Consider the following 24,285-nt stretch of genomic DNA (forward strand, 5'->3'; position numbering starts at 1 on the left):
GCGGACATCTGGTCAGGGTGTGGTCAGGGGCCGGGTCAGGGGTGCAGCGCGTCGAACTCCGCGTCGGCGACCGTCTCCTGGTCCGCGTCGAGCCGGATGTGGCTCAGCAGCGACTGCAGCACCCGCAACGCCGACGCCGCGCGTTCGCCCCAGTCCGAGAGGTAGCTGAACTGCCACCACCACAGCGCCTCGGAGACCCGCCCTGCGTCGAAGTGCCGCAGACCGTGGGCCAGGGCGCTCGCCACCACCGTCACGTCGTTGGACAGCGAGCCCGTGGCGAGCTCCGTGGAGGTCACCGGGTCGACCAGGTCGGCGTACTCGTCGAGACCCTCGAACAGGTTGGCGATCCCGGTGCGCAGGGGGTCGAGCTCGGCTTCGACGGTGTCTGCCTCGAACCGCTCGGCAGGAAGGATGTCCTGGATCGCACCGAGGCGCGCGCCCATGACGAGCGCCTGGGACAGGGCCAGCAGGGTCATCGGGATCGCCGCGTCCGGCGCCGAGCCCGACGCCACCTCGGTCACCGTGGCGAGGTAGGCGCGCGCGTCGTGCGCGGACTCCTCGGCCAGGGTCGTCAGCTCCTCAGACATCCAGCAACCTCCTACCCTCGAACGCCCGTCCGAGCGTCACCTCGTCGGCATACTCCAGGTCGCCACCCACCGGCAGGCCCGACGCGAGCCGGGTGACCCGCAGCCCCATGGGCCGCAGGAACCGCGCGAGGTAGCTCGCCGTCGCCTCACCCTCGAGGTTGGGGTCGGTGGCGATGATGATCTCGGTGACCTCACCGGTGGCCAGGCGGGTCATGAGCTCCTTGATCCGCAGGTCGTCGGGGCCCACGCCGTCGATCGGGCTGATGGCGCCACCGAGCACGTGGTAACGACCCCGGAACTCGCGGGTGCGCTCGATGGCCACGACGTCCTTCGGCTCCTCGACCACGCAGATCGCGGTCAGGTCACGACGGGGGTCGGCGCAGATCCGGCACTGCACTCCCTCGGCGATGTTGCCGCAGGTCTCGCAGAAACGCACCTTGGCCTTCACCTCGGTCAGCGCGTCCACGAGTCGCGCCACATCGACCGCGTCGGCTTGCAGCAGGTGGAAGGCGATCCGCTGGGCACTCTTGGGACCGACACCGGGCAGTCGCCCGAGCTCGTCGATCAGGTCCTGGACCACACCTTCGTACACATGGCGAGCCTATGCCCTCAGCGCCCGGCCGACGTGCGACGGGCGGGGTCAGGGACCTTCGTCGATGACCTTGCCCCCCAGGAGCCGCTCGATCACCGGGCGCCCCACCTCGCCGAGAGCCTCGATGTCCTCGTCGTCGGCGCTCGCGGCGCTGTCGTCGGCCACGCGGAGCTGGGATGCCCCGTGCGGCGCCTCAGCCGCCACCTCAGCCCGGGCCCGCTCGAGTGGCGAGACGGCGGAAGACGGGGCGACCCCGGGTTCGGGGTCGGACGCGCTCGCCCACGACGGCCCGGTGCCGGGTGCGGTCGGAGCGCTCGCCCAGCCCGCGTCGCCCGTCTCGGGTGTCGGCGTGGGGGTGCGGTCAGCGGCGGGCTCGGGTGACGCGACCGACACCGAGGGGTGCGGCTCACCAGTGCCCACCGAGAGCGCCGCGTCGGGGACGGGAATCCCCTCGACCCGGGCCTCGACCCCGAGGACATCGATCAGCGCCTGGCGGACCAGGTCGGCGTGGGGGCCGTGGCGGAAGGTGTTGGCGATGCCGACGGTGGAGATGCCCAGGACGACCTTGGAACCGTCATAGTCGTGGACCGTGGCGTGCTCGGACAGCAGGGTCCAGGTGGTGCGCTTGTGCTTGAAGATCCAGCCCAGGATGTCGGGCCAGGCCCGCCGGATCGCGGCCGTGTCGAGACCGCCGGACGGGCGAGCCTCGACACCGGGGGTCTCAGCCGGAGCGGGGGTTGGAGCCGGGGCCGCGGGCTCGGGGGCGACCGCCTCGGGGGCTGCGGGTTCGGGGGCTGCGGGTTCGGGGGCTGCGGGTTCGGGGGTGACCGGCTCGGGGGTGACCGGCTCGGGCGCGACCGGCTCGGGGGTGACCGGCTCGGGGGCCTGAACCGCGGGCTGGGAGACGGCCTGCTGGGGGCGGGCCGGCTCGGGGCGGTGCGCCTTCGCAGCCGACGGGACTCCCTCGACGTCGAGGCGACGCTCGAGGCGGTCCAGGCGCGCGGCATACCCACTCTCGCCGGAGGCGCCGGGCAGGAGCACCCGCGCGCAGATCAGCTCGAGCTGCAGGCGCGGGGCGGTCGCCCCGGTCATCTCGGTGAGCCCGGCGTTGACGATGTCGGCGGCACGGGACAGGCCGCCGCTGCCGAAGGCCGACGACTGCTGACGCATCCGCTCGAGCTGGTCCTCCGGGACGCCTCGGAGCACGGACGAGGCGCCGTCCGGCACGGCAGCCACGACGATGAGGTCGCGCAGCCGCTCGAGGAGGTCCTCGACGAAGCGCCGGGGGTCAAGGCCGGTCTCGATGACCCGGTCGACCTGGTGGAAGACCCCCGCCGCGTCACCGGCGGCGAAGGCGTCGATGATCGCGTCGAGCAGCTCGCCGTCGGTGAAGCCCAGCAGGGCGGCCGCGCTCTCGTAGGTCAGGCCCTCGTCGTCCGAACCCGCGATGAGCTGGTCGAGGACCGACAGCGAGTCGCGCACGGAGCCGCCACCCGCCCGGGTGACGAAGGACAGCACACCGGGAGCCACCGCCACACCCTCGGACTCGCAGAGCCGTTGCATGTAGTCGGTGAGCTGACCGGGCGGGACCAGCCGGAACGGGTAGTGGTGGGTGCGCGACCGGATGGTGCCGATGACCTTGTCGGGCTCGGTCGTGGCGAACACGAACTTCACGTGCTCGGGCGGCTCCTCGACGATCTTGAGCAGGGCGTTGAAGCCCTGCGGGGTGACCATGTGGGCCTCGTCGATGATGTAGATCTTGAACCGGCTCTGCGCCGGGCCGTAGGACGCCCGCTCGCGCAGGTCGCGGGCGTCGTCGACGCCGCCGTGGCTGGCCGCGTCGATCTCGATGACGTCGACGCTGCCGGTGCCGCCGCGAGCCAGGGCCACGCAGGAGTCGCAGGTGCCGCACGGGGTGGGGGTCGGCCCCTGCTCGCAGTTGAGGCAGCGGGCCAGGATGCGTGCACTGGTCGTCTTGCCACAGCCGCGCGGGCCGGAGAACAGGTACGCGTGGTTGACCCGGCCGGTGCGCAGGGCCTGCATGAGGGGTTCGGTGACGTGCTCCTGACCGATCACGTCGGCGAAGGACTCGGGCCGGTAGCGGCGGTACAGGGCGGTGCTCACGGTGGGAACCCTAGTCGCCGCGGATGACAACAGGCACCGGACGCAGGGACACCCCGCGTACCTGGAAGAGCCCTCCTACCCTTGCTGCATTCCTGCCCTGGGGGAGTTCGGAGAGGTACCACCACGCGGGGTGCCGGGAGTGAGTCTACTGGATGCCGGCCGAGGCGATTTCAGGGCCGGGCCACGGCTCAGGTAGCCTCCTCGGCGGAGGATTCGCATAGTGGCCTAGTGCGCACGCTTGGAAAGCGTGTTGAGTGAAAGCTCTCAGGGGTTCGAATCCCCTATCCTCCGCCAACTGAGCCCGACCCGCACCCCTAGCCTGAGCGCGTGCAGGGAGTGTTCACCGGGTTCGCCACCATCAGCGTCGTCATCGCCGTCGGCATGCTCCTGGCGCACCTGCGCATCCTCGACCTCAGCGCCCAGCTGGTCCTCTCGCGCCTCGCGTTCTTCGTGGCCAGCCCTGCGCTCATGGTCATCACCCTGTCCCGGGCCGACGTGCACCAGGTGCTCTCGGCCAACCTGCTGGCGTCGGTCGCCGGGGTCGTGGTCGCGGCCGGCGTGTACGTCGTGCTGGCCCGGTTGGTCTGGCGCCGCGCGCTCGGCGACACGACGATCGGCGCGCTGTCGGCGGCATACGTCAATGCGGGAAACCTGGGGATCCCGGTCGCGAGCTACGTGCTGGGCAGTGCGGCTTTCGTCGCGCCCACGCTGCTGCTGCAGCTGCTGGTCCTGCAACCGCTGGCCCTCGGGTTCCTCGACGCGGACGCGCGCGACGGGCGGGCCCGGTGGTGGCAGCTGCTGAGCCGGCCGGTCAAGAACCCGCTCACCGTGGGCTCGCTGCTGGGCGTCGTGCTGGCGCTGACCCACTGGACGCTGCCCACGTTCGTCGCCGCTCCGCTGGCACTGCTCGGCGACCTGGCGGTGCCGTGCATGCTCGTGGCGTACGGGGTCGCGTTGCGCCTCGGGCCGGGGCTCGGGCGCGCCGGGTCGGTGGCCGAGCTCGCGACGACCTCGCTGCTCAAGCTCGTGGCGCAGCCGTTGGTGGCGTGGTTCGTCGCGAGCGTGTTGCTCGGGGTGCACGGGCACGCACTGCTCGCGATCGTGGTCACCTCGGCGCTGCCCACAGCCCAGAACATCTTCGTGCACGCGACCCGGTACGACCGCGCCACCGTGCTGGCCCGCGACACCATCCTCATCACCACGATCGGCGCGGTTCCGGTCATCGTGCTGGTTGCCGCCCTCCTCGGCTGAGCGCACACCGTCCCTCTGGTGACCCAGGTGACGACACGCTGCCGACGCCGCGACTCGGGTGCGTGCTGGAGGGTGGCCGGAAAGCCATCGGCTGGTCGTCGGCTCGCCCATCGGGGCGGTATGCCGCCGGCGCGGCGAGGGTGCCGCGGTGCGGGTCAGCGCGACCGGCGGGCCGTGCCGAAGATCGAGCGGGTGATCTCGCGACCGATGACCGTGCCGGCGGAGCGCAGCATCGACTTGAAGGCGGCCGACTGCACCACCTGCTCGACCATGCCGGGCTCCTCCTTCGCAGTGCGTGGCGCTGACCCCGGGCTGGGCGCCGGGCTCGCCGGGCTCGCCGGGCTCGGCGTCGGGGCCTGCTGCGGGGTCGGCGCCTGTTGCAGCCGCGCCTGCAGCTTCTCGTAGGCGGACTCACGGTCGGTCACGGCGGCATACTTCCCGGCGATCGACGACGCCGCGATGGCCTGCTGCACGGTCGCCGGGTCGGAGGGACCCATCAGCGACTGGGGGGCGATCATGCGCGTCCACGCAACCGGTGTCGGAGCACCCCGCTCGGACAGCACGGTGACCACCGCCTCGCCCGTGCCGAGCGACGTCAGCAGCTGCTCGAGGTCGTAGCCGCTGTGCGGGTAGGTCGACACGGCGGCCTTCAACGCCTTGGCGTCGTCGGGCGTGAAGGCGCGCAGCGCGTGCTGGACGCGGTTGCCGAGCTGCGCCAGGACGTCGCTCGGCACGTCCTTGGGGCTCTGCGTCACGAAGAAGACGCCTACGCCCTTGGAGCGGATCAGTCGCACGGTCTGCTCGATGGCGTCCTGGAACGCCTTGCTCGCCTCGTCGAACAGCAGGTGTGCCTCGTCGAAGAAGAAGACCAGCTTGGGCTTGTCGAGGTCGCCGACCTCGGGCAGGTCGTGGAACAGGTCGGCCAGCATCCACATGAGGAACGTCGAGAACAACCGGGGCCGGTCCTGCACCGCGGGCAGCTCGAGGCAGGTGACCAAACCCTTGCCGTCAGCGGCCGTGCGGAGCAGGTCCTGGGTGTCGAACTCGGGCTCGCCGAAGAACGCGTCGGCGCCCTGGTCGGAGAACGCGATCAGCTCGCGCAGGATGACCCCCGCCGTCGCGCTCGAAAGACCGCCCAGGGACTTGAGATCGGCCTTGCCCTCGTCGGAGGTGAGGAACGAGATGACCGCGCGCAGGTCCTTGATGTCGAGCAGCGCCAAGCCGTTCTTGTCGGCGTAGTGGAAGACGAGCCCGAGGCTGGACTCCTGGGTGTCGTTGAGTCCCAGCACCTTGGCGAGCAACGTGGGCCCGAACGACGTGACAGTCGCCCGGATCGGGATGCCGGCACCGAGTCCGCCGAGGGAGAGGAACTCCGTCGGGTATGCCGTGCCCACCCACTGCTGGCCCACGTCCGTTGCGCGCGCGGTGATCTTGTCGTTCGCCGTGCCGGCCGTGGCCATGCCGGACAGGTCGCCCTTGATGTCGGCGAGGAACACCGGGACCCCTTGGCCGGAGAGCTGCTCGGCCATCAGCTGGAGGGTCTTGGTCTTGCCGGTGCCGGTGGCGCCGGCGACGAGTCCGTGGCGGTTGAGCGTGGACAGCGGAACTCGCACGGGTGCATCGGGATGGGCGGTGCCGTCGAGGACTGCGGCGCCGAAGTGCAGGGCGCCCCCCTCGAACGCGTACCCGGCCCTGATCTCGTCGAGCTGGGTGGTGGACTTCGCGGGCTGCCCCGCCGGCGGGTTCTCGCTCACGCTCGGCACTCTAGTGCGCCTCGTCGCGTGGCGGGCAGGCTCGACGGCCCAGCAACGGCCGCACCCCGCGGCATACCCCTACAGTGGCGGAGTGATCTTCAAGAAGGTGGGCGAGGGCCGCCCGTACCCGGACCACGGCAAGGAAGCTCCGCGCGACTGGGCCGACGTCCCGCCGCGGATGGTCCGGCTCGACGAGCTCGTCACGACCAAGCGCAACCTCGACCTCGGGCTGCTGCTCGCCGAGGACTCCACCTTCTACGGCGACCTGTTCGCGCACGTCGTGGAGTGGGAAGGCACCCTGTATCTCGAGGACGGCCTCCACCGAGCGCTGCGTGCGGCACTTCAGCAGCGACCTACCCTCCACGCGCGCGTCCTCGTGCTTGACTGACCCTCAGCAGGGACCGTCCAGCAGTGGACGACCACGTCGCGTGGGGCGGAGGTGTGGATGAGCTACATCGTCGAGTCGGGTGCGTCGACGTCGCGCCGCGCTCGTCGCCGCCGCGCCCTGATCACGCTCGGCGTCGTGGCCCTCATGCTCTTCCTCGCCTTCTGGTACGCCTACTCGTACTACCAGGCCTCCTCCGCACCCAAGGCGACGCCGCCGGCCGCGACCTGCACCGCGCAGGCCGTCGCGCCGACCCCGGGTACGACCACCGTCAACGTCTACAACGCCACGCAGCGCCGTGGTCTCGCGGCGGCGACCGCGGCCCAGGTGCGCAAGCGCGGGTTCAAGGTGTCCACGGTCGCCAACGACCCCCTGCAGAAGACGGTGAAGGGGCCGGCGGAGGTGCGCTTCGGCAGGGTGGGCGCCGGTCGGGGCGCCCTGGTGCTGGCCCTGGTCAAAGGAGCGAAGGCGGTCGTCGATGCCCGTACCGACGGATCGGTGGACCTCGTTCTGGGTGACGCGTTCTCCGCGCTCGCCCCTGCTCCCAAGACGACCCCGGCGGGGAAGCCGGCACCCAAGCCGGCACCCAAGCCGACCCCAAAGCCGACCCCCAGGCCGACCGGCTCGTCGTCGTCAGGCACCTGCTGACCGCCGGTCGTAGGCTCGCGTCATGATCACGGTGGAGCTGGCCCGGCGGCTGGGCGGCGCAGGGGTCCTGTGGGAGCCAGCGCCTGGCGACCGGTTCACCATCGACCAGCCCAACGTCGTCGGCGAGGTCTTCTGGATCAGCCACCTCACCATCGACGTGCACACGTTCCACGGCCAGCCACTGCTCGGCTTCAACGGCACGACCGAGTGGGCGCTGGACTCGGTGACCCTCGACAGCGCCCTGTGGCTGCCACGTGAGGACCAGCTCCGCGAGCTGATCGGCGACCGGTTCACGGGTCTGCGGCGGGACGGCGCCGACTGGGTCGTCGTCGTGGACGCGGATCAGGGCCACGGAGAGTTCCGTGACCCTGATCCCGAATGCGCCTACGCCCAGGCGCTGCTCAGCGTCACCTGAGCGGCGGTCCGGGAGGACGCCTCACAACGTGGTCGCCACCGTCCCCCGGTGGGACCGGGTGACGCGAAGGTCCGCGGCTCCGATGACGAAGGTGATGACCCCGGCCGCCCAGGCCGTCCAGGACATCGCCCGCATGTCCGAGAACCCCATGACCCAGGGCGAGATGAAGAAGAGCACGCCCATCAAGGCGGTGAGGCCCTCGATCGACAGCGTGTCCGGCCGGACCAGCTCGATCACGGACAGGACAGCGGTCAGTGCACCCAGCACGACCATGGTGGTGGTCGCCTTGCTCGTCGTGGTGGTCCACAACGGGCTGAGCAGTGCATAGACGCCGACGATCAGAGCAATGAAATCCTGTGGATGAGTCCATCGCTTCATGGTGTGAATTTCCGCCTCTCGATAAGAGGTCCGTCGATCCGATGGCGGGCCAGACACGACAATTCTCTGCCTGCCCAACGTGTTTGACAATCGTCCAACGAGATGACCCGGCTCGGTCCGACACCGTCAGGCGGAGCCCATCCTCCGGAGGGTGGCGAGGCGACGTTCGTACTCCTGCTCGTCGATCTCACCCGCGGCGTACCGCTCCGCCAGCCTGGCCTCACCGGCCCGCTGGCCCGACATCGCGTGGAACCGACCCCACCGCCGCCGGCCGAAGAACCCGAACGTGGTGAAGAGGGCGACGAGGAACAGCAGCCAGAGGATGGGGAAGATCGGCCACCAGGCACCAGGTCCGTCCCAGTGGTCCGGGCTGGCTGCGGTGGCGAGTGCGGTGATCATGAGGACTCCTTCAGAAGGGGTGAGGTGATACCTCAATCCTTCGACGCGACAAGGCGATTCGAATCCCCCGACGGGCGGCACCTGCGCTGCTCCCGACGACGTATGCCGCCGGCCGCGCATCGTCCACGGCGCCCGTCACCCCGGCGACCACCCCGGCCGCACGAGCCCGCTCTCGTAGGCCAGGACCACGAGCTGGGCGCGGTCGCGGACCTGCAGCTTGACCATCGCCCGGCTGACGTGGGTCTTGGCGGTGGCCGGGCTGAGGAACAGCCGGCGGGCGATCTCGTCGTTGTTGAGGCCCTCACCGACGAGGGCGACCACCTCGCGTTCCCGGTCGGTGAGCGCCGAGAGCCGGCTCGCGGCGGGCATGGCCGTGGGACGCGACCGCGACGCGAACTCGCCGATGAGCCGGCGCGTCACCCCGGGGCTGAGCAACGCGTCTCCCGAGGCGACGGCCCGGACTCCGCGCAGCAGCTCGGCCGGCTCGGTGTCCTTGACCAGGAAGCCGCTCGCGCCGATCCGGACCGCCTCGAACACGTACTCGTCCAGGTCGAAGGTGGTGAGCATGACCACCCGGGTCGCCGCCAGCGCGGGGTCGTCGACGATGAGGCGAGTCGCCTCGAGCCCGTCGCCGCCCGGCATACGAATGTCCATGAGCACCACGTCCGGGACGGTCGCGCGGACGACGCGCACCGCATCTGCGCCGCCCGCTGCCTCGCCGACCACCTCCAGGTCGTCCTCGGCGTCGAGCAGTGCGCGTAACCCGGCGCGGAGCAGCGCCTGGTCGTCGACGAGGACGACGCGGATCATCGCGTCTCCCTCGTCGGCAGGCGGGCCTCGACTCGCAGCCCACCGTCGGGCGCCGCGCCGATCTGCAGGTCGCCACCGAGGGCGGCAGCGCGCTCGTGCATGCCACGCAGCCCGTTGCCGGGTTCGAGCCGGGTGGCCCGCGGGCCCCCCAGCCCGTTGTCGTCGATGCGCACGGTCAAGGCGCCGTCGGCGTAGCCGATGACGACCGCGACCCGCGTGGCATTCGCGTGCCGCACCACGTTGGTGATCCCTTCCTGGACGATGCGGTATGCCGCCAGCTCCACCGCGGCGGGCAGCGGCCGTGGTTGCCCCACAAGGTCTTTGGTCACCGTCAAGCCTGCGTGGCTGCTGCGCTCGACGATGTCGTCGATGGCGGCGAGGGTGGGTGCGGGCGCACGCGGCGCCGGGTTCTCGTCGTCCCGCAGGAGGTCGATCAGCGAACGCAGCTCACCGAGGGCCTCCTTGCTGGCATCCTTGATCGCCCGCAGCGCGGGCTCGACGGTCTCGGGCCGCCGCTCGGCCAGATGCAGGGCCACGCCGGCCTGCACGGTGATCAGCGACATGTGGTGGGCCACCACGTCGTGCAGCTCCTGGGCGATGCGCAGCCGCTCCTCCCCGGCCTGGCGACGGCGCCGCTCCTGGCTCGCCTGCCAGGAGGAGACCGCGCGGTCACGCCTCACCCGGACGAGCTCGCCCACCGCCAGGATCACCCCGGCCCAGGCAACCAGCCCGCCGAGCACCTGCCAGTTGGGCCCGTGCTCGCCGCCGACCCGGGTCAGCGTCGCGGTCAGCAGGACCCCGGCCACCACGGCCCACGCGAGGGGACGCAACCCGCGCAGGACGGTGATCACGACCACCGCGGCGAAGCCGATGATGATGGGGCCGAACGGGTATCCCCGCGCGAAGAACGCCGCGGTCGCCCCACCGGCGAGCAGGGCCGCCAGCCAGGCGTACCGGCGGATCAGGAGCATGCTGACCGGAGCCGCCAGGAGGAGCCCGACCGCCGCGGCGTCGACTGGGCGGCTCGTCGGCTGCACGTGGGCCGCACCGAACGTGCCCCCCACCTGCACCACGACCAGCAGCCCGGCACCGAAGACCCGTGCGGGCCAAGGGAACCCGTGGCGTGGCCACCCGCTGCGCGCGTGGCGCCACGGCGGCCCCCATGAGACCGGTGGCTGCTCGGGCTCCTGCATGCACCTCAGCCTAGGCACCGGGGCGATCGGGGGCGTCCCTCCCGAGGGCCACCTCGGCATACTCCGACGGGAGTAGCCCAGAGGGACGGTGCGGGCCATGGCGCGCAGGGCGAATCTGCGGCACTCTCAGGAGAGGGGGCGCCGCAGCCCCCGAGGAGGTGTGGCATGACGTCCACGGAGCAGCGCCTCGTCCGCTCGCCGTTCCCGCGGATCGGGGACTACGCGTTCATCTCCGACTGCCAGGTCACGGCCCTCATCGCGCCGAGCGGCAACGTCGAGTGGATGTGCCTGCCACGCATGGACTCCCCGAGCGTCTTCGGGTCGATGCTCGACCGCGATGCCGGGGGCTTCCGCGTCGGTCCCGCCGACATGAAAGTACCGACGGCTCGCCGGTACCTGCCCGGCACGATGATCCTCGAGACCTCGTGGGGCACCCCGAGCGGTTGGATCATCGTCCGCGACGCCTTGCTGATGGGGCCCTGGCACCACGAGACGGAGCGCGCCTACCGCTACCGGCGCGCACCCACCGACTACGACGCTGAGCACGTTCTGCTGCGCACGATCCGGTGCGTCAACGGCGAGGTACAGCTCGGCCTCAACTGCACGCCGGTGTTCGACTACGGCCGACAGCAGGTGATGTGGCACTACGAGGACGGCGGTTACCACGCGGCGGTCGCCGAACCGGCCGAGGGCGACCTCAAGGTCAGCCTCACGACCGACATGCGCCTCGGGATCGAGGGGCCACAGGTCACGGTGCGCACACTCATGAAGGAGGGCGACACCCACTACTGCGCCCTCTCCTGGACGGAGCACGCGGCGCCGCAGTCGTTCGAGGACGCCTACCGCCGCCAGGTGTGGACCGCCCACCACTGGCAGCACTGGTTGGCGCGCGGCAACTTCCCCGACCACCCGTGGCGCACGCACCTCGAGCGCAGCGCACTGACGCTCAAGGGCCTGTCGTACGCACCGAGCGGCGCGCTGATCGCGGCCGCGACCACCTCTCTGCCGGAGACGCCGAAGGGCGAGCGCAACTGGGACTACCGCTACACCTGGATCCGCGACTCGACCCTCGCCCTGTGGGCCCTCGACACCTTGGGGTTCGACTGGGAGGCGAGCGACTTCTTCTGGTTCATCGCCGACCTCACGGAGGCTTCCGACGGGCTCCAGATCATGTACGGCATCGACGGCGAGAAGGACCTCTCCGAACACACCCTCGACCACCTCACCGGCTACGACGGCGCCCGCCCGGTGCGCATCGGCAACGGCGCGTTCGACCAGAAGCAGCACGACGTCTGGGGTGCGATCCTCGACTCGGTGTGGATCCACACCAAGTCGCGCGACACCCTCGACGAGCGGTTGTGGCCGATCCTGAGCGGCTTCGTCGAGGCCGCGATCGAGCACTGGCGCGAGCCGGACCGCGGCATCTGGGAGGTCCGCGGGGATCCGCAGCACTTCACCTCCTCCAAGGTCATGTGCTGGGTGGCCGCCGACCGGGGCGCCAAGCTCGCCCGGGTGCGTGAGGCGTTCGAGCTGGCCCACCGCTGGCAGGAGGCGGCCGACGAGATCCATGCCGACATCTGCGCGAACGGGGTCGACAGCCGGGGCGTGTTCACCCAGTACTACGGCACTGAGGCGCTCGATGCGTCGAACCTGCTGTTGCCCCTGGTGGGCTTCCTCCCCCACGACGACCCGAGGATGCACGCCACCGTCATGGCCATCGCCGACGAGCTCACCGACGACGGCCTCGTGCTGCGCTACCGGGTGGAGGAGACCGACGACGGCCTGTCCGGCGAGGAGGGCACCTTCACGATCTGCTCGTTCTGGCTCGTTTCGTGCCTGGCCATCGTCGGCGAGAAGCGGCGGGCGCGGCGTCTCTGCGAACGTCTGCTCAACCTCGCGACTCCCCTTGGTCTGTATGCCGAGGAGATCGATGCCTCGAGCGGGAACCACCTGGGCAACTTCCCGCAGGCGTTCACCCACCTCGCCCTGATCAATGCCGTGCTCAAGGTGATCTCCGCCGAGGAGGTGGAGGACGAGGGACCGCTGTCCCCCTGACCGGTCGTCAGGAGAGCGCGACCAGCGCGCCGAGGGCGAACCCCACGGCGACGAGCCAGAGCAGCGTGGGTAATGCCGACCACAGACGCGTCATGACCCCTCCTCAGCTGGTGTAGACGGTGCCGTCGCGCACGACCACGGCGACGGTGGGCAGCGGACTCGGTGCGGGGCCGGCCACCACGGCGCCGGTCTGCGCGTCGAACCGACTGCCGTGACACGGACACGCGATCACGCCGCCCGCGACCGAGGAGACCAGGCAGCCCTGGTGCGTGCAGATGGCCGACAACCCGTGCACCGAGTCGCCGGGGCCGCGGACGAGCACGACCTTGGCCGAGCCGACGACCAACCCACCCCCGCTGGGCACCTGGTCGACTCGGGCCAGCGCGACGCCCTTGTCCGCCGTCGACGGACCGTAGGCGTTGGCCGCGCCGGTGCTCCCGGACGGGGCCGACCCGCGCCACCGGGCGACGACGAAGCCGGCGACCCCTGCGACGACCGAGACGACCCCACCCCTGAGGGCGGACCGACGGGTCAGCGGCTGGATGGACATGGTGGCCACTCCCCTCAGAACACCGGGAGACCGGAGCGGCTGAAGAACCACGCCGCGGCGCTCAGCCAGACCAGGACCAGCGAGCCCAGGACGGTCCCTCCGAGCACCGGGAGCGCCCAGCCGGGCAGCCGCTGGAGGCGCAGACCGAGCATCTTCGCGGCATACGCGCCGTAGAAGAGGCACCCGGCGACGCTGTGGAGGATGACCCGTGGAGTCGGGCTGCCGAACCCCAACGCCCACAGGCAGTGGAAAGCGGCTGGCACGGTGAGGACGAAGGCCACGCTGCCGCTCCACCGGTGAACCGGCGGAACCCAGGCGGGGGCTGCGCCCGCACGCGGGAGGCGGCCCCACATCCACAGGGCCGTCACGAGCTGCACGACGAGGAGGGCGAGCGCCGCGGTCGCCAGCCACGCCTTCATCTGGAGCATGCCGGAGAAGCCGAGCGTGAACAGCGGTCGCGAGCTCGGGTGGTGCACCTTGGCGTAGACCCCCAACGCCACGCTCACCCCGGCACCCAGCAGGAGAGCAGCGGCCAGTCCCGAGCGGGCAGCCGATCCTGGCGAGAGGGCGAGGTGGGACGCCATACGGCCACGATGCCACCACGCGGCCCGGCCCCACTCCGCCAAACAGCGGTGGGCACGACGGACGTCATGTCCGTCGTGCCCACCCAGACTCGTATGCCGCGGGGTCAGCGACCCCGGCGGCCGGAGGAGAACTGCGCGAGACCGCCCGACCGGGGCGTGCTCGACTGGTGGACCACGGCGCTGCCGTTGCCACCGGAGCGACGACCCGATCCGCCTGCGGGGCGGGAGTCCTCACGTCGCGAGGCATCGGAGTTGCGCGGCTGGCCGGAGCCACCACCACGACGACCGGAGCCACCACGGCCGGGGCCACGCGAGCCGGACCCGCCGCGGGGACGCTCGGCGGACTCGACGACGGGGCTCGGGGTCACGAGCTCGGCGACCGGGCCGGACAGCGCCTCGATCGCGGGGTGCCCCGGGGCCACATCGACAGACGTGGGCCGGATTCCGGCCTGGCGCATGAGGGTTCGGGTGTCACCGCGCTCGTCAGGCGTGCTCACCGTGACGACGACGCCCTCGGCACCGGCGCGGGCCGTGCGGCCGGAGCGGTGGAGGTAGGCCTTGTGCTCGGATGGCGGGTCGACGTGCACGACCAGCGTCACGTCGTCGACGTGGATGCCGCGAGCCGCGATGTCGGTGGCGACCAGGACGCGCGTCGTGCCCTCACCGAAGGCGGCGAGGTTGCGCTGCCGGGCGCTCTGGGAGAGGTTGCCGTGCAGGTCCACCGCCGGGATGCCCGAGGCGGTGAGCTGCTTGGCCAGCTTCTTGGCTGCGTGCTTGGTGCGGGTGAACGCCAGGGTGCGGCCCTGGCCGGCGACGAGCTCGCGCACAACGGCGGGCTTGTTCTCACGCGAGACGTGGAAGACGTGGTGGGTCATGGCCGGGACCGGCGACGCGGCGCTGTCGACCGAGTGCGTGACCGGCGAGTGCAGGTAACGGCGGACCAGCTGGTCGATCGCGTTGTCGAGCGTCGCGGAGAACAGCAGGCGCTGGCCGTTCTGGGGTGTCGCGTCGAGCAGGCGCTTCACGGCGGGCAGGAACCCGAGGTCGGCCATGTGATCGGCCTCGTCGAGGACGGTGACCTCAATCTCGTCGAGCCGCACGTGACGCTGGCCGATGAGGTCCTCGAGGCGGCCCGGGGTGGCGATGACCACGTCGACGCCACGGCGCAGGGTGTTGACCTGGGGGCCCTGGCCCACGCCACCGAAGATGACCATGGTGCGCAGGTCGAGCGCGGTCGCCAGCGGGGTGATGGTCTCGGCCACCTGCGTCGCGAGCTCACGGGTCGGCACCAGCACCAGCGCACGCGGGGCGCCCGGGTTGCGGCGTCGACCGGACTTGGCGAGGGCGGCGAGGGTCGGTAGTGCGAAGGCGACGGTCTTGCCGCTGCCGGTGCGGCCGCGGCCGAGGACGTCGCGACCGGCGAGCGAGTCGGGCAGAGTCGCGGCCTGGATCGGGAAGGGGGAGTCGATGCCGCGCCGGCTCAGCGCGGTCACCAGGGGCGCAGGCACCCCGAGCTTGGAGAAGGACACAGCGGAGGGCACGGCAGGGGTGTGTTCAGACACAGAGAAACTCTCATCAGCAGTAGGAGTGGCCGAAGATGCTGGACCACTCACAACTGTGAGCTGACGGCGCCAACCAGGAGTTGGGGCGCGGAGCAGACGACCTGCGGTGCGCAGGGGGCGCACCGAATACGTCAACCCTAGGGGATAGCCGCCGCATTCCCGAACTGGGCTCACATCTGGAGGGCGTCGCATTCTGAGCAGCGAGTTGCCACCCGGCCTCGTAGGGCCGCGCGAGGGGGGGAATGGCAGGGCCTGCCAGAGACCGCCCCGGGCCGCCTAACCTCGAAGACATGACGGCGAACCTGACGACCTTGACCCTGAACAACGGCGTCGAGATGCCTGCCCTGGGGCTGGGGGTGTTCCAGACCCCGCCAGACGAGACGCGCACGGCTGTGGAAGCGGCTCTGGACGCCGGCTACCGGCACGTCGACACTGCGGCGGCATACGGCAACGAGCGCGAGGTGGGCGAGGCGGTCCACCGTTCCGGGATCCCCCGCAACGAGATCTTCGTCGAGACGAAGATCTGGATCAGCGACTACGGCTACGACCAGGCCCTCCACGGGTTCGAGAAGAGCGCCGCCAAGCTCGGTGTCGAACAGATCGACCTGCTGATCCTGCACCAGGCGCTGCCGTCGGACTTCGACACGACTCTGGAGGCGTATCGGGCCCTGGAGACGCTGCTGGCTGACGGCAAGGTCCGCGCCATCGGCGTCAGCAACTTCATGGTCGACCACCTCACCATGCTGCTCGAGAAGGCGACGGTCGTGCCGGCTGTGAACCAGATCGAGGTGCACCCCTACTTCCAGCAGCGCCAGGTCCAGGCGTTCGGTGCCGAGCGCGGCATCCTGACGCAGGCCTGGTCACCCATCGGCGGCATCACCTTCTACCGCGACGGCAACCACGGCAGCACGCTGCAGGACCCGGTCATCGGCGGCATCGCCGCAGCGCACGGCAAGTCACCTGCCCAGGTGATGCTGCGCTGGCACCTGCAGCAGGGCCGCTCGGCCATCCCGAAGTCGACCAAGGCGCACCGCATCGCCGAGAACATCGACGTCTTCGACTTCGACCTGACCGCCGACGACCTCGCTGCCATCGATGCCCTCGACACTGGGCAGCGCGGCGGCCCTGAGCCGACGGCCATCACCCTGGCGAGCTTCGGTCGGCCGATACCCGAGGCCTGAGCCCACGACCTCACCACCCCACCCACGCAGGCTCTGGGTTCAGTCGGCGCGCGGGGCTGCCACCGAGGACCTGACGACCCGATACGGCGGCATACCGTGACGTCCGAATCCACCCCAGGAGCACGGCCCGCACCAGCAACGGTCAAGGATGTGGCGCGGATCGCTGGGGTGAGCACAGCAACCGTGTCGCGGGTCGTGAACGGGCACCCCTCTGTCCGGGAGGCGACCCGGGCAGCCGTACTCCACGCGATTGCCACGCTGGGGTACGAACGCAACGAGGCGGCAGCATCGGTCAGGCGAATGTCCAGGGCACGGCATCGTCCTGACATCGCTGCTGACGAGAACGTGTGATGGCCCCGGCAGTGGCCTGTCACCCGTCCACCCCTGCAGCTACCCCTCGAGTGACTTCAGGAATCGCGCGCGGTCGACGAGCAGTCGGTCGATCTCGCCTCCGGCAACGCGCTCCCCACTGTCGTCCGTCGCCGTCACCTCGAAGGTCAGGCGTCGGGACTGCGCGGGGCTGGACACCCGAGCGCTGACCTCCACCACCCCACCCACACGGGTGGCCTTCACGTGGTCGATCCGCACTGCGGTGCCCACCGTGGTCTGTCCGGCGCCCACCAGCGGTGCCGCGACGAGCACGGTCTCGGCTTCCATCCAGGCGACCAGTCGCGGCGTGGCGAGAACGCTCACATCCCCACTGCCCACGTGGAGTGCCGTGTCCATCTCACTCACGACGTGTCGCATCACCACACGGTAACGCCGATACCTGTCGGGTCGGAGACCCTGCCCTCGGGCGGCCGGTCATCAAACCCAGCGACCCGCCATAGCGGCGGGTCGGCGTTCCCACACCCCGGCTCGGCCAACCCCGCCACTAAGGGAAACGCCGGTCAGCCCCGTTCATGGGCTGACCGGCGCTTTCGCTGGGGTCTGGCGGTGGCGGTGGGATTTGAACCCACGGTGGGCTTTCACCCACACACGCTTTCGAGGCGTGCTCCTTAGGCCGCTCGGACACGCCACCGCCGAGCAGGGTACTAGAGCCGCCCCATGCCCTCGAAATCGAGTCCGTCCGCGGTCCAGCTCCCCTCAGGGAATGCCCCGGCCGTCGGCGGACTTGTCCCCTGACGTGAGCCCTTCTTCCCCCTCTGGCGTCGGTCTGCGCTCCGAGCGCGGGCCGATCCTGCTGGCCCTCATGGTCTCGACCGGCCTGATCGCCATCGACGCGACCATCCTGGCGACGGCCGTTCCCTCGGTCGTGCGGGACCTCGGCGGCTTCGCCCAGTTCCCGTGGCTCTTCTCGGTGTACCTGCTGGCCCAGGCCGTGTCCGTCCCGGTCTACGCGAAGCTCGCCGACATGGTCGGGCGCAAGCCGCTGATGCTGCTGGGCATCGGGCTCTTCCTGCTCGGGTCCATCCTCTGCGGCTTCGCCTGGAGTATGCCGGCCCTCATCGCCTTCCGGGCGCTACAGGGCCTCGGCGCCGGCGCCGTACAGCCCATGGCGATCACCATTGCCGGAGACATCTACACCGTCGCGGAGCGCGCCAAGGCCCAGGGTTACATCGCCAGCGTCTGGGCCGTGTCCTCGGTCGTCGGGCCGACCCTTGGCGGGATCTTCTCCCAGCTCGGCATCTGGCGCTGGATCTTCTTCGTCAACGCCCCGCTGTGCGTCCTCGCGGGCGTCCTCATCGTCAGGAACTTCCACGAGCGGGTCGAGCGCACCCGCCACCAGGTCGACTACCTCGGGTCCTTCCTGCTCATGACGTCGATGAGCCTCGTGATCCTCGGGGTGCTCGAGGGCGGCCAGGCCTGGGCCTGGGGCTCGCCCACGAGCATCGGGATCTTCGGGGTCGGTGCGGCGCTGCTCGCGGCCTTCGCCGTCGTCGAGCGGCGCGCGCCCGAGCCGGTCCTCCCGCTGTGGGTGTTCAGCCGGCGCCTGCTCGCCACCACGACCGCGCTGGCCCTCGGCGTCGGCGTCATCCTCATCGGCCTGACCTCGTTCGTCCCCACCTTCCTCGAGAACGCCCTCGGCGTGCAGCCCCTCGTCGCGGGCCTGGCGCTGGCTGCCCTGACCCTCGGGTGGCCGCTCAGCGCCACCCTCTCCGGTCGGATCTACCTGCGCGTCGGGTTCCGTCCGACGATCCTCATCGGGCTCGCGCTCGTGGTGGTCGGGGCCGGGGCGCTGGCCCTGCTGTCCCACTCACCGTCGGTGGCCGGGGTGGCCCTGAGCTGCTTCGTCACCGGGCTCGGCCTGGGCCTGGTCGCCTCGCCGTCGCTGATCGCCGCGCAGGCCAGCGTGGCCTGGCAGGAGCGGGGCGTGGCGACCGGGACCAACATGTTCGCGCGCTCGATCGGCAGCGCTGTGGGAGCCGCGATCTTCGGCGCGGTGGCCAACGCGGTCGTCGCGGCCTCGGGCCATCCGGAGACGAACCGGGCCACCGCGATCGCCTCGGGCGCGGCCGTGTTCCTCGCCGTCCTCGTCGCCGCCGTGCTGACCGTGGTCGCCGGCGTGGTCATGCCGCGGGTGACCGCCGACTCGGCGGAGCAGTCTGCGGTTCACGAGCCAGCCGCAGCCAGCTAGCTGGCCGACCCATCGGCATGTGCACGGTGGGCCGCGCGCAAGCGAAACTCAGTGACGGGCCTCCGCACGATGGCGGCGCACCGCCCAGACACCTACGGCGATGAGCACGATGACGGCCACGATGATCGCCGCCCCGCGCCCGAGCCACTTCTCCACCCGGTGATACGACTCCCCGGCAAGGTATCCCGCGGTGACTGCCGTCGCGCCCCACGCGATGCCCCCGAGGGCGTTCCACGGCAGGAACACCCGGTACTTCATGCCGGACAGCCCGGCAAGCGCCGGCATCACGGCTCGGAAGAACGCGGTCCAGCGCCCGAGGAACACCGCCGAGCCGCCACGACGCCGCAGGAAGTCCTGGGCGGAGTCGAGCTTGTCTCGGCGCTTGTCGAAGAAGTGGTGGGCCATGATCCTCGGCCCGAACAGCCGTCCGATCTCGAAGCCGACCGAGTCGCCCACGATGGCGCAGAGGATCACGATGATGAGGACCACGCTGAGGTGGGTGTGGCCCAGGCTCGCGGTGACGCCGCCGATGATGGCGAGCGTCTCACCGGGCAGGACGAAGCCCACGAACAGCGCGTCCTCGGCGAAGACGACCGCGCCCACGATCACGTAGACCAGCCACGGTGGAGCGCCGAGCACCTGGTTGACCAGGGAGTTGATCAGCCCGCCCATGGGCCCGCCTCTCGCGTCGTCGGAGATCTGTGTGCTGCGAAGAATTCCAGAAGCACCTGAGAGCACTCTGTCGCACGCACCCCGGCGATGACCTCGACGCGGTGCGTGGCGCGCCGATCGCGCACGATGTCCCAGACCGAACCGGTCGCGCCCAGCTTGGGATCCCAGGCGCCCAGGACCAAGCGCGAGATCCGCGACAGCATCACGGCGCCGGCACACATCGGGCACGGTTCGAGGGTGACGACCAGCGTGCAGTCCTCGAGCCGCCAGGTGCCCAGACGCCGCGCAGCGTCCCGCAGGGCGACGATCTCGGCGTGCGCCGTGGGGTCGCCGTCGACCTCGCGCAGGTTGCGCCCCGCGCCGACGACCTCACCCTCCGCCGAGACCACCACGGCGCCGACGGGGACGTCTCCGTCCCGGGCTGCCGCGGCGGCGAGATCGAGCGCCTGACCCATCCACGCGGCATACCGCTGGTCGGCGGCGGGGCGGAGGGTGGAGGTCACGCGCTAAGTTTCGCGTATGCGCGTCCACGTTGCCGACCACCCCCTCATCGCCCACAAGCTGACCTACCTGCGCGACAAGCGCACGGACAGCCCGACGTTCCGGCGGCTCGCCGAGGAGCTGGTCACGCTGCTCGCGTACGAGGCGACGCGCGACGTGCGGACGGAACCGTTCGAGATCGAGACGCCGGTGGCCCGGACGACGGGCATCAAGCTGAGCACGCCCAAGCCACTGGTCGTGCCGATCCTGCGGGCGGGCCTGGGCATGCTCGAGGGCATGGTGCGCCTGCTGCCGAGCGCGGAGGTCGGCTTCCTGGGCATGCAGCGCAACGAGGAGACCCTCGAGGCGATCACCTACGCCAACCGGCTGCCGGACGACCTCGCGGGTCGCCAGTGCTACATCGTCGACCCGATGCTCGCCACCGGCGGCACGCTGGCCATGACGATCCGCTACCTCGCCGACCGCGGCGCCGACGACATCACCGCGGTCACCCTCCTGGCGGCCCCCGAGGGCATCGCCCACCTCGAGGAGGTCCTCGCCGACCTGGACATCCCGATCACCATCGTGACGGGGGCCATGGACGAGCGACTGAACGAGAAGGGGTACATCGTGCCCGGCCTCGGCGACGCGGGCGACCGGCTGTACGGCGTGGTCTGACCGAACCCTCGCCCCCTGAGACGGCGAGCGCGCGCCCGGCGCGCCTGGACCGGTTCGGTGTTCGCATCCGCCACGATGGACGCTGAGGCATGTCTGTCCGACGCGCCCACCGACGACCGATCAAGGAGATGAGATGCAGCGCGTGAAGAAGATCCTGCTGTGGCTCCTCGTCGCGTTCGCCGCCTACGCGATCTTCACCTCGCCCCACCAGGCTGCCGACATCGTCAAGACGTCCGGCACGATCCTGGCCGACGGCGCCAAGAACATCGGCAGCTTCTTCGACGCTCTCCTCAAGCGGTAGCGGGGCACGACGCGCCATGGCAGCGCGAGCGCGACGGCACGAGGAGCTCGACCGCTACCTGCTCGACGGCGAACGGCTCGTGACGGCTGTCCACCAGCACTGGGGCAAGGTCGCCGAGCCGGTCGCGACAGCCGTGGCCGGCGCCGTCGTGGCCCTGTGGGTCGACGCGACCGTGACCCACCCCTTGGCCATCGTGAGCACCGCGGCGTGGTGGGTGTGGTTCGCCCTGCTCGCCCGGATGCTCTACAAGCTGGCCGAGTGGCGCCACGACTGGTTCGTCGCCACCGACAAGCGGCTCCTGCTGTTCTACGGCTTCATCACCCGCCGGGTGTCGATGATGCCGCTGAGCAAGGTGACGGACATGTCCTACGAGCGTTCCGTGCCGGGGCGGCTGCTCGGCTACGGCCGGTTCGTCATGGAGTCTGCCGGTCAGGACCAGGCCCTGCACAAGGTCAACTGGGTGCCGCAGCCCGACCACCACTACCGCGCCATCTGCGCCGAGATCTTCGGCGTCCCCGACCGCTCCAACCACGACGTCGACGACGAGCTGTGGCGCGACGGCCTGCCGCGGCTGCCGCCCCTTCCCGACCCGTATGCCGGGTGGGACGACCCGCGCCACCAAGGCACCGGCTCGCCGTCGCTCTACCGCAGCCCCGACCTGCAGGCGCGTGACCGCAGCGCGGACACCGGCCCCATACCCGTGCGACGACGACGCGACCGGAGCGACGACTAGACCGTCACGGTCTACCGGCTGACGCGTCTCCTCATCGAGACTCGACGCTGGAGGCCGCGTGAGCGAATGGTTCACCTCGTGATCGCGATCCTCACAGCGTTTGCTTCCGGGTTTCTCGTCATCGCTTCTCCGTGCACCTTGCCCATACGTCCCGGGATCTTGACCACGCTGGGCATCCGACAAGAGCAGGGCCGACGAACGACGACCGCGAGGGCCGGTGCCCTGATGCTGTTCGTGCTGGGTGTGGCCGGAGGTCTCGCTGGGGCAACCGGCGTCAGCGCATGGGCGGCGCGAGGGCTCCCCATAGCGCAGCCGCCGTGGTCCTTGCTGCCTGCGGGTCTGTTGCTGTTCGCGGGATTGTTCACCCTGGAGCTGCTACCGACGACGCTCGGCGCGCTCGGCACCCGTCCCGCCCGGTTCGGTCGAGGGGCGCCCGGACTGACAGGCCTGGCCCTGGGCGTCGGGTGGACACCCTGCAACACCCCCTCGATGGCTCTGGGCCTGATGGCCGCGTCGCATGGCGGGTCATGGGGCTTCGCCCTGGCGCTCATCGGGGCGTACGTCGCGGGTGTCGTTGTTCCGGTGGCCGGCACGCTGGTCGGCGTGACCAGGATCAGTGGGTTGCGACAGTGGCTGCAGCGCGCGGGGCGCGGACTTCAGGTGGCGTCTGGCCTGAGTCTGGTTGTCCTGGCAGCTCTGGTCGGAACGGGAACGTGGCAGTCCGTCGTCACTGGCCTCCTCGTGCGCGCGGCAGGCTGATGCACAGGCGCCCGGACGTCGACAGGACTGAGACGACGACAACGGCTAGCGTGGCCCGGATCCGGGCCACTGACGGGGTGGCCCCGAGGAGCGGGAGGGCGACGCCATGTCCGTGATGCGGACCAAGTCGATCGAGCAGTCGATCAAGGAGACCGACGACCCCGACTACGCGCTCAAGAAGAGCCTGAGCTGGTTGGACCTGACCGTCTTCGGCATCGGCGTCATCATCGGGGCTGGCATCTTCACGTTCACCGGCAAGGCCGCGCAGGCCTATGGTGGGCCCGCGATCGTGATCTCGTTCGTCATCGCCGCGGTGGTCTGCGCCCTGGCTGCCCTCTGCTACGCGGAGTTCGCCTCCACTGTCCCCGTCTCGGGCTCGGCATACACCTTCTCGTACGCCTCCCTCGGTGAGCTGGTCGCCTGGATCATCGGCTGGGACCTGCTCCTCGAGCTCGCCCTCGGAGCCGGCGTGGTCTCGCAGGGCTGGTCGCACTACGCCAACCTGCTCCTGAACACCATGGGCATCACGCTCCCCGACGTGCTCGCCCCCCAGTCCAAGACCAACCCGGGCGGCCAGTTCAACCTCCTGGCGTTCCTGCTCATCGCGGTCCTCACCGCGCTGGTGGCGTGGGGCATCAAGGAGTCGATGCGGGTCAACCTCGTCCTGGTCGGCATCAAGCTGTTCATCGTGCTCTTCGTGATCGTGGCGGGCCTCGCCTACGTGAAGACGGCCAACTACCACCCCTTCATCCCCCCGGCCAAGCCCGGCGCACCGGGCCAGGGCATCACCCAACCCCTGATCCAGGCCATGCTCGGCTTCACGCCCACGACCTATGGCCTCGGCGGCATCTTCGCCGGCGCCTCGATCGTGTTCTTCGCGTACATCGGGTTCGACGTGGTCGCCACCACGGCCGAGGAGGCCAAGAACCCGCAACGCGACCTGCCGATCGGCATCCTCGCCTCGCTGGTGATCTGCACGATCCTCTACGTCGCCGTGGCATTCGTCATCACGGGCATGGTCAAGTACAACAAGATCGACCCCGACGCAGCCTTGGCGACCGCATTCAAGGACGTCGGAAAGAGCGGCTTCGCCACGATCGTCTCCTGCGGCGCGGTGGCTGGTCTGACGACGGTCGTCATGACCCTGATCATCGGCGCCACCAGGGTGCTCTTCGCCATGTGCCGCGACTGGCTCCTGCCAAGAGGCCTGGGCCGGACCAACCCCAAGACCGGCACGCCCGTGCGCATCACGATCTTCGTCGGCTTGGCGGTCGCCTTCATCGGCGCCTACGTGGGCAACCACATCGACCTCGAGGAGATGGTCAACATCGGCACCCTCGCGGCCTTCACCCTCGTCTCGATCGCCGTGCCGATCCTGCGCCACAAGCGCCCTGACCTGCCGCGGGCCTTCCGGGTGCCGTGGTCGCCCGTCCTGCCGACGCTGGCCGCCCTCGCCTCGCTCTACCTCATGCTCAACCTGTCGATCGAGACCTGGATCCGGTTCCTCGTCTGGATGGCCCTGGGCTTCGTCGTCTACTTCTCCTACGGCTACCGCAAGAGCCGGCTCGCCCGTCGCGCCGAGGAGGAGCGGGTCCCGAGCCTGACGAGGACCTGAG

27 protein-coding genes, 2 tRNA genes and 1 other RNA gene are annotated in these 24,285 nt (G+C 70.5%); 14 read left to right on the top strand and 16 right to left on the bottom strand.

What is annotated here, in order from left to right; genetic code table 11:
- Positions 1–35 precede the first annotated feature (35 nt).
- From GKE56_RS11875 to ffs, 4 genes are all read right to left on the bottom strand, one after another.
- Entirely contained in the window at positions 36–587 is a 552-nt protein-coding gene (locus GKE56_RS11875) for a DUF5063 domain-containing protein (protein WP_154684721.1), read from the bottom strand.
- On the bottom strand, positions 580–1,179 hold the full coding sequence (gene recR / locus GKE56_RS11880) for a recombination mediator RecR (protein ID WP_154684722.1): 600 nt from the start codon (positions 1,177–1,179) through the stop codon (positions 580–582). Before recR ends, GKE56_RS11875 begins: the two co-directional genes overlap by 8 nt.
- A gap of 48 nt (positions 1,180–1,227) precedes the next feature.
- On the bottom strand, positions 1,228–3,303 hold the full coding sequence (locus tag GKE56_RS11885) for a DNA polymerase III subunit gamma and tau (RefSeq protein WP_154684723.1): 2,076 nt from the start codon (positions 3,301–3,303) through the stop codon (positions 1,228–1,230).
- A gap of 39 nt (positions 3,304–3,342) precedes the next feature.
- An RNA gene (gene ffs, locus GKE56_RS11890) (signal recognition particle sRNA small type) lies at positions 3,343–3,441 on the bottom strand.
- A gap of 68 nt (positions 3,442–3,509) precedes the next feature.
- Between ffs and GKE56_RS11895 the strand changes: the two genes are divergently transcribed.
- Both GKE56_RS11895 and GKE56_RS11900 read left to right on the top strand, forming a co-directional pair.
- Positions 3,510–3,597: transfer RNA gene (locus GKE56_RS11895), tRNA-Ser, on the top strand.
- Positions 3,598–3,630: 33 nt separating this feature from the next.
- Positions 3,631–4,554, top strand: a complete 924-nt coding sequence (locus GKE56_RS11900; protein WP_154684724.1) for an AEC family transporter — start codon at positions 3,631–3,633, stop codon at positions 4,552–4,554.
- A gap of 155 nt (positions 4,555–4,709) precedes the next feature.
- On the opposite strand, the gene GKE56_RS11905 is transcribed toward GKE56_RS11900, so the two are convergent.
- Positions 4,710–6,308: a helicase HerA-like domain-containing protein gene (locus GKE56_RS11905; RefSeq protein ID WP_230208928.1), complete on the bottom strand. Its 1,599-nt coding sequence runs from the start codon at positions 6,306–6,308 to the stop codon at positions 4,710–4,712.
- A 91-nt stretch (positions 6,309–6,399) separates the two neighbouring features.
- On the opposite strand from GKE56_RS11905, the gene GKE56_RS11910 reads away from it, so the two are divergent.
- The 3 genes from GKE56_RS11910 to GKE56_RS11920 are packed head-to-tail and all read left to right on the top strand — an operon-like array spanning position 6,400 to position 7,756.
- Positions 6,400–6,696 carry a type II toxin-antitoxin system VapB family antitoxin gene (locus GKE56_RS11910; RefSeq protein WP_154684726.1) on the top strand — a complete coding sequence of 99 codons (297 nt, stop codon included), beginning with the start codon at positions 6,400–6,402 and terminating at the stop codon, positions 6,694–6,696.
- Between the two features lie 57 nt (positions 6,697–6,753).
- Complete coding sequence (locus GKE56_RS11915) at positions 6,754–7,341, top strand: LytR C-terminal domain-containing protein (protein ID WP_154684727.1); 588 nt, start codon at positions 6,754–6,756, stop codon at positions 7,339–7,341.
- 22 nt (positions 7,342–7,363) lie between these two features.
- Positions 7,364–7,756 (top strand): hypothetical protein, encoded by a 393-nt coding sequence (locus GKE56_RS11920; RefSeq protein WP_154684728.1) that lies wholly within the window; start codon positions 7,364–7,366, stop codon positions 7,754–7,756.
- A gap of 21 nt (positions 7,757–7,777) precedes the next feature.
- Here GKE56_RS11920 and GKE56_RS11925 read toward each other — a convergent pair whose 3' ends face one another.
- The 4 genes from GKE56_RS11925 to GKE56_RS11940 all read right to left on the bottom strand — a co-directional run bounded on the left by GKE56_RS11925 (position 7,778) and on the right by GKE56_RS11940 (position 10,536).
- Positions 7,778–8,134 (bottom strand): SPW repeat protein, encoded by a 357-nt coding sequence (locus tag GKE56_RS11925; RefSeq protein ID WP_154684729.1) that lies wholly within the window; start codon positions 8,132–8,134, stop codon positions 7,778–7,780.
- A 126-nt stretch (positions 8,135–8,260) separates the two neighbouring features.
- Positions 8,261–8,533: an SHOCT domain-containing protein gene (locus tag GKE56_RS11930; RefSeq protein WP_154684730.1), complete on the bottom strand. Its 273-nt coding sequence runs from the start codon at positions 8,531–8,533 to the stop codon at positions 8,261–8,263.
- Positions 8,534–8,668: 135 nt separating this feature from the next.
- Positions 8,669–9,343 (bottom strand): response regulator transcription factor, encoded by a 675-nt coding sequence (locus GKE56_RS11935; protein ID WP_154684731.1) that lies wholly within the window; start codon positions 9,341–9,343, stop codon positions 8,669–8,671.
- A complete protein-coding gene (locus GKE56_RS11940; RefSeq protein ID WP_195908095.1) occupies positions 9,340–10,536 on the bottom strand; it encodes a sensor histidine kinase in 1,197 nt (398 codons plus the stop codon). Before GKE56_RS11940 ends, GKE56_RS11935 begins: the two co-directional genes overlap by 4 nt.
- Before the next feature lie 165 nt (positions 10,537–10,701).
- Here GKE56_RS11940 and GKE56_RS11945 point away from each other — a divergent pair, with 165 nt between their 5' ends.
- Positions 10,702–12,591 (top strand): glycoside hydrolase family 15 protein, encoded by a 1,890-nt coding sequence (locus GKE56_RS11945; RefSeq protein ID WP_154684733.1) that lies wholly within the window; start codon positions 10,702–10,704, stop codon positions 12,589–12,591.
- A gap of 103 nt (positions 12,592–12,694) precedes the next feature.
- Here GKE56_RS11945 and GKE56_RS11950 read toward each other — a convergent pair whose 3' ends face one another.
- From GKE56_RS11950 to GKE56_RS11960, 3 genes are all read right to left on the bottom strand, one after another.
- On the bottom strand, positions 12,695–13,141 hold the full coding sequence (locus tag GKE56_RS11950; protein WP_154684734.1) for a Rieske (2Fe-2S) protein: 447 nt from the start codon (positions 13,139–13,141) through the stop codon (positions 12,695–12,697).
- 14 nt (positions 13,142–13,155) lie between these two features.
- Positions 13,156–13,725, bottom strand: a complete 570-nt coding sequence (locus GKE56_RS11955) for a DUF6529 family protein (protein WP_154684735.1) — start codon at positions 13,723–13,725, stop codon at positions 13,156–13,158.
- Between the two features lie 104 nt (positions 13,726–13,829).
- Entirely contained in the window at positions 13,830–15,287 is a 1,458-nt protein-coding gene (locus GKE56_RS11960) for a DEAD/DEAH box helicase (RefSeq protein WP_230208929.1), read from the bottom strand.
- Positions 15,288–15,577: 290 nt separating this feature from the next.
- Here GKE56_RS11960 and GKE56_RS11965 point away from each other — a divergent pair, with 290 nt between their 5' ends.
- A complete protein-coding gene (locus tag GKE56_RS11965; protein WP_154684737.1) occupies positions 15,578–16,468 on the top strand; it encodes an aldo/keto reductase in 891 nt (296 codons plus the stop codon).
- Between the two features lie 195 nt (positions 16,469–16,663).
- The gene (locus tag GKE56_RS17935) at positions 16,664–16,819 is read left to right on the top strand and encodes a LacI family DNA-binding transcriptional regulator (protein WP_304650418.1); all 156 of its coding nucleotides are present in this window, start codon (positions 16,664–16,666) and stop codon (positions 16,817–16,819) included.
- A gap of 39 nt (positions 16,820–16,858) precedes the next feature.
- On the opposite strand, the gene GKE56_RS11975 is transcribed toward GKE56_RS17935, so the two are convergent.
- A complete protein-coding gene (locus GKE56_RS11975) occupies positions 16,859–17,194 on the bottom strand; it encodes a thioesterase family protein (protein WP_230208930.1) in 336 nt (111 codons plus the stop codon).
- 205 nt (positions 17,195–17,399) lie between these two features.
- Positions 17,400–17,489, bottom strand: a tRNA-Ser gene (locus GKE56_RS11980).
- Between the two features lie 105 nt (positions 17,490–17,594).
- Here GKE56_RS11980 and GKE56_RS11985 point away from each other — a divergent pair.
- Positions 17,595–19,046 (top strand): MFS transporter, encoded by a 1,452-nt coding sequence (locus GKE56_RS11985; protein ID WP_195908096.1) that lies wholly within the window; start codon positions 17,595–17,597, stop codon positions 19,044–19,046.
- Positions 19,047–19,094: 48 nt separating this feature from the next.
- Here GKE56_RS11985 and GKE56_RS11990 read toward each other — a convergent pair whose 3' ends face one another.
- Together GKE56_RS11990 and tadA are read right to left on the bottom strand one after the other, a co-directional pair.
- On the bottom strand, positions 19,095–19,718 hold the full coding sequence (locus GKE56_RS11990) for a DedA family protein (protein WP_195908097.1): 624 nt from the start codon (positions 19,716–19,718) through the stop codon (positions 19,095–19,097).
- The gene (tadA, locus tag GKE56_RS11995) at positions 19,706–20,173 is read right to left on the bottom strand and encodes a tRNA adenosine(34) deaminase TadA (RefSeq protein ID WP_154685767.1); all 468 of its coding nucleotides are present in this window, start codon (positions 20,171–20,173) and stop codon (positions 19,706–19,708) included. The genes GKE56_RS11990 and tadA overlap by 13 nt, the downstream gene beginning before the upstream one ends.
- 64 nt (positions 20,174–20,237) lie before the next feature.
- On the opposite strand from tadA, the gene upp reads away from it, so the two are divergent.
- The 5 genes from upp to GKE56_RS12015 all read left to right on the top strand — a co-directional run bounded on the left by upp (position 20,238) and on the right by GKE56_RS12015 (position 24,284).
- A complete protein-coding gene (gene upp / locus GKE56_RS12000; RefSeq protein WP_154684741.1) occupies positions 20,238–20,876 on the top strand; it encodes a uracil phosphoribosyltransferase in 639 nt (212 codons plus the stop codon).
- Positions 20,877–21,009: 133 nt separating this feature from the next.
- Positions 21,010–21,177 (top strand): hypothetical protein, encoded by a 168-nt coding sequence (locus GKE56_RS16920; protein WP_195908098.1) that lies wholly within the window; start codon positions 21,010–21,012, stop codon positions 21,175–21,177.
- A 16-nt stretch (positions 21,178–21,193) separates the two neighbouring features.
- Complete coding sequence (locus tag GKE56_RS12005) at positions 21,194–21,910, top strand: PH domain-containing protein (protein WP_154684742.1); 717 nt, start codon at positions 21,194–21,196, stop codon at positions 21,908–21,910.
- A gap of 66 nt (positions 21,911–21,976) precedes the next feature.
- Positions 21,977–22,669 carry a cytochrome c biogenesis CcdA family protein gene (locus GKE56_RS12010; RefSeq protein WP_154684743.1) on the top strand — a complete coding sequence of 231 codons (693 nt, stop codon included), beginning with the start codon at positions 21,977–21,979 and terminating at the stop codon, positions 22,667–22,669.
- A gap of 106 nt (positions 22,670–22,775) precedes the next feature.
- Positions 22,776–24,284 carry an APC family permease gene (locus GKE56_RS12015; protein WP_154684744.1) on the top strand — a complete coding sequence of 503 codons (1,509 nt, stop codon included), beginning with the start codon at positions 22,776–22,778 and terminating at the stop codon, positions 24,282–24,284.
- Position 24,285 lies beyond the last annotated feature (1 nt).

Source organism: Nostocoides sp. HKS02, assembly GCF_009707485.1.
GTDB lineage: Bacteria > Actinomycetota > Actinomycetes > Actinomycetales > Dermatophilaceae > Pedococcus.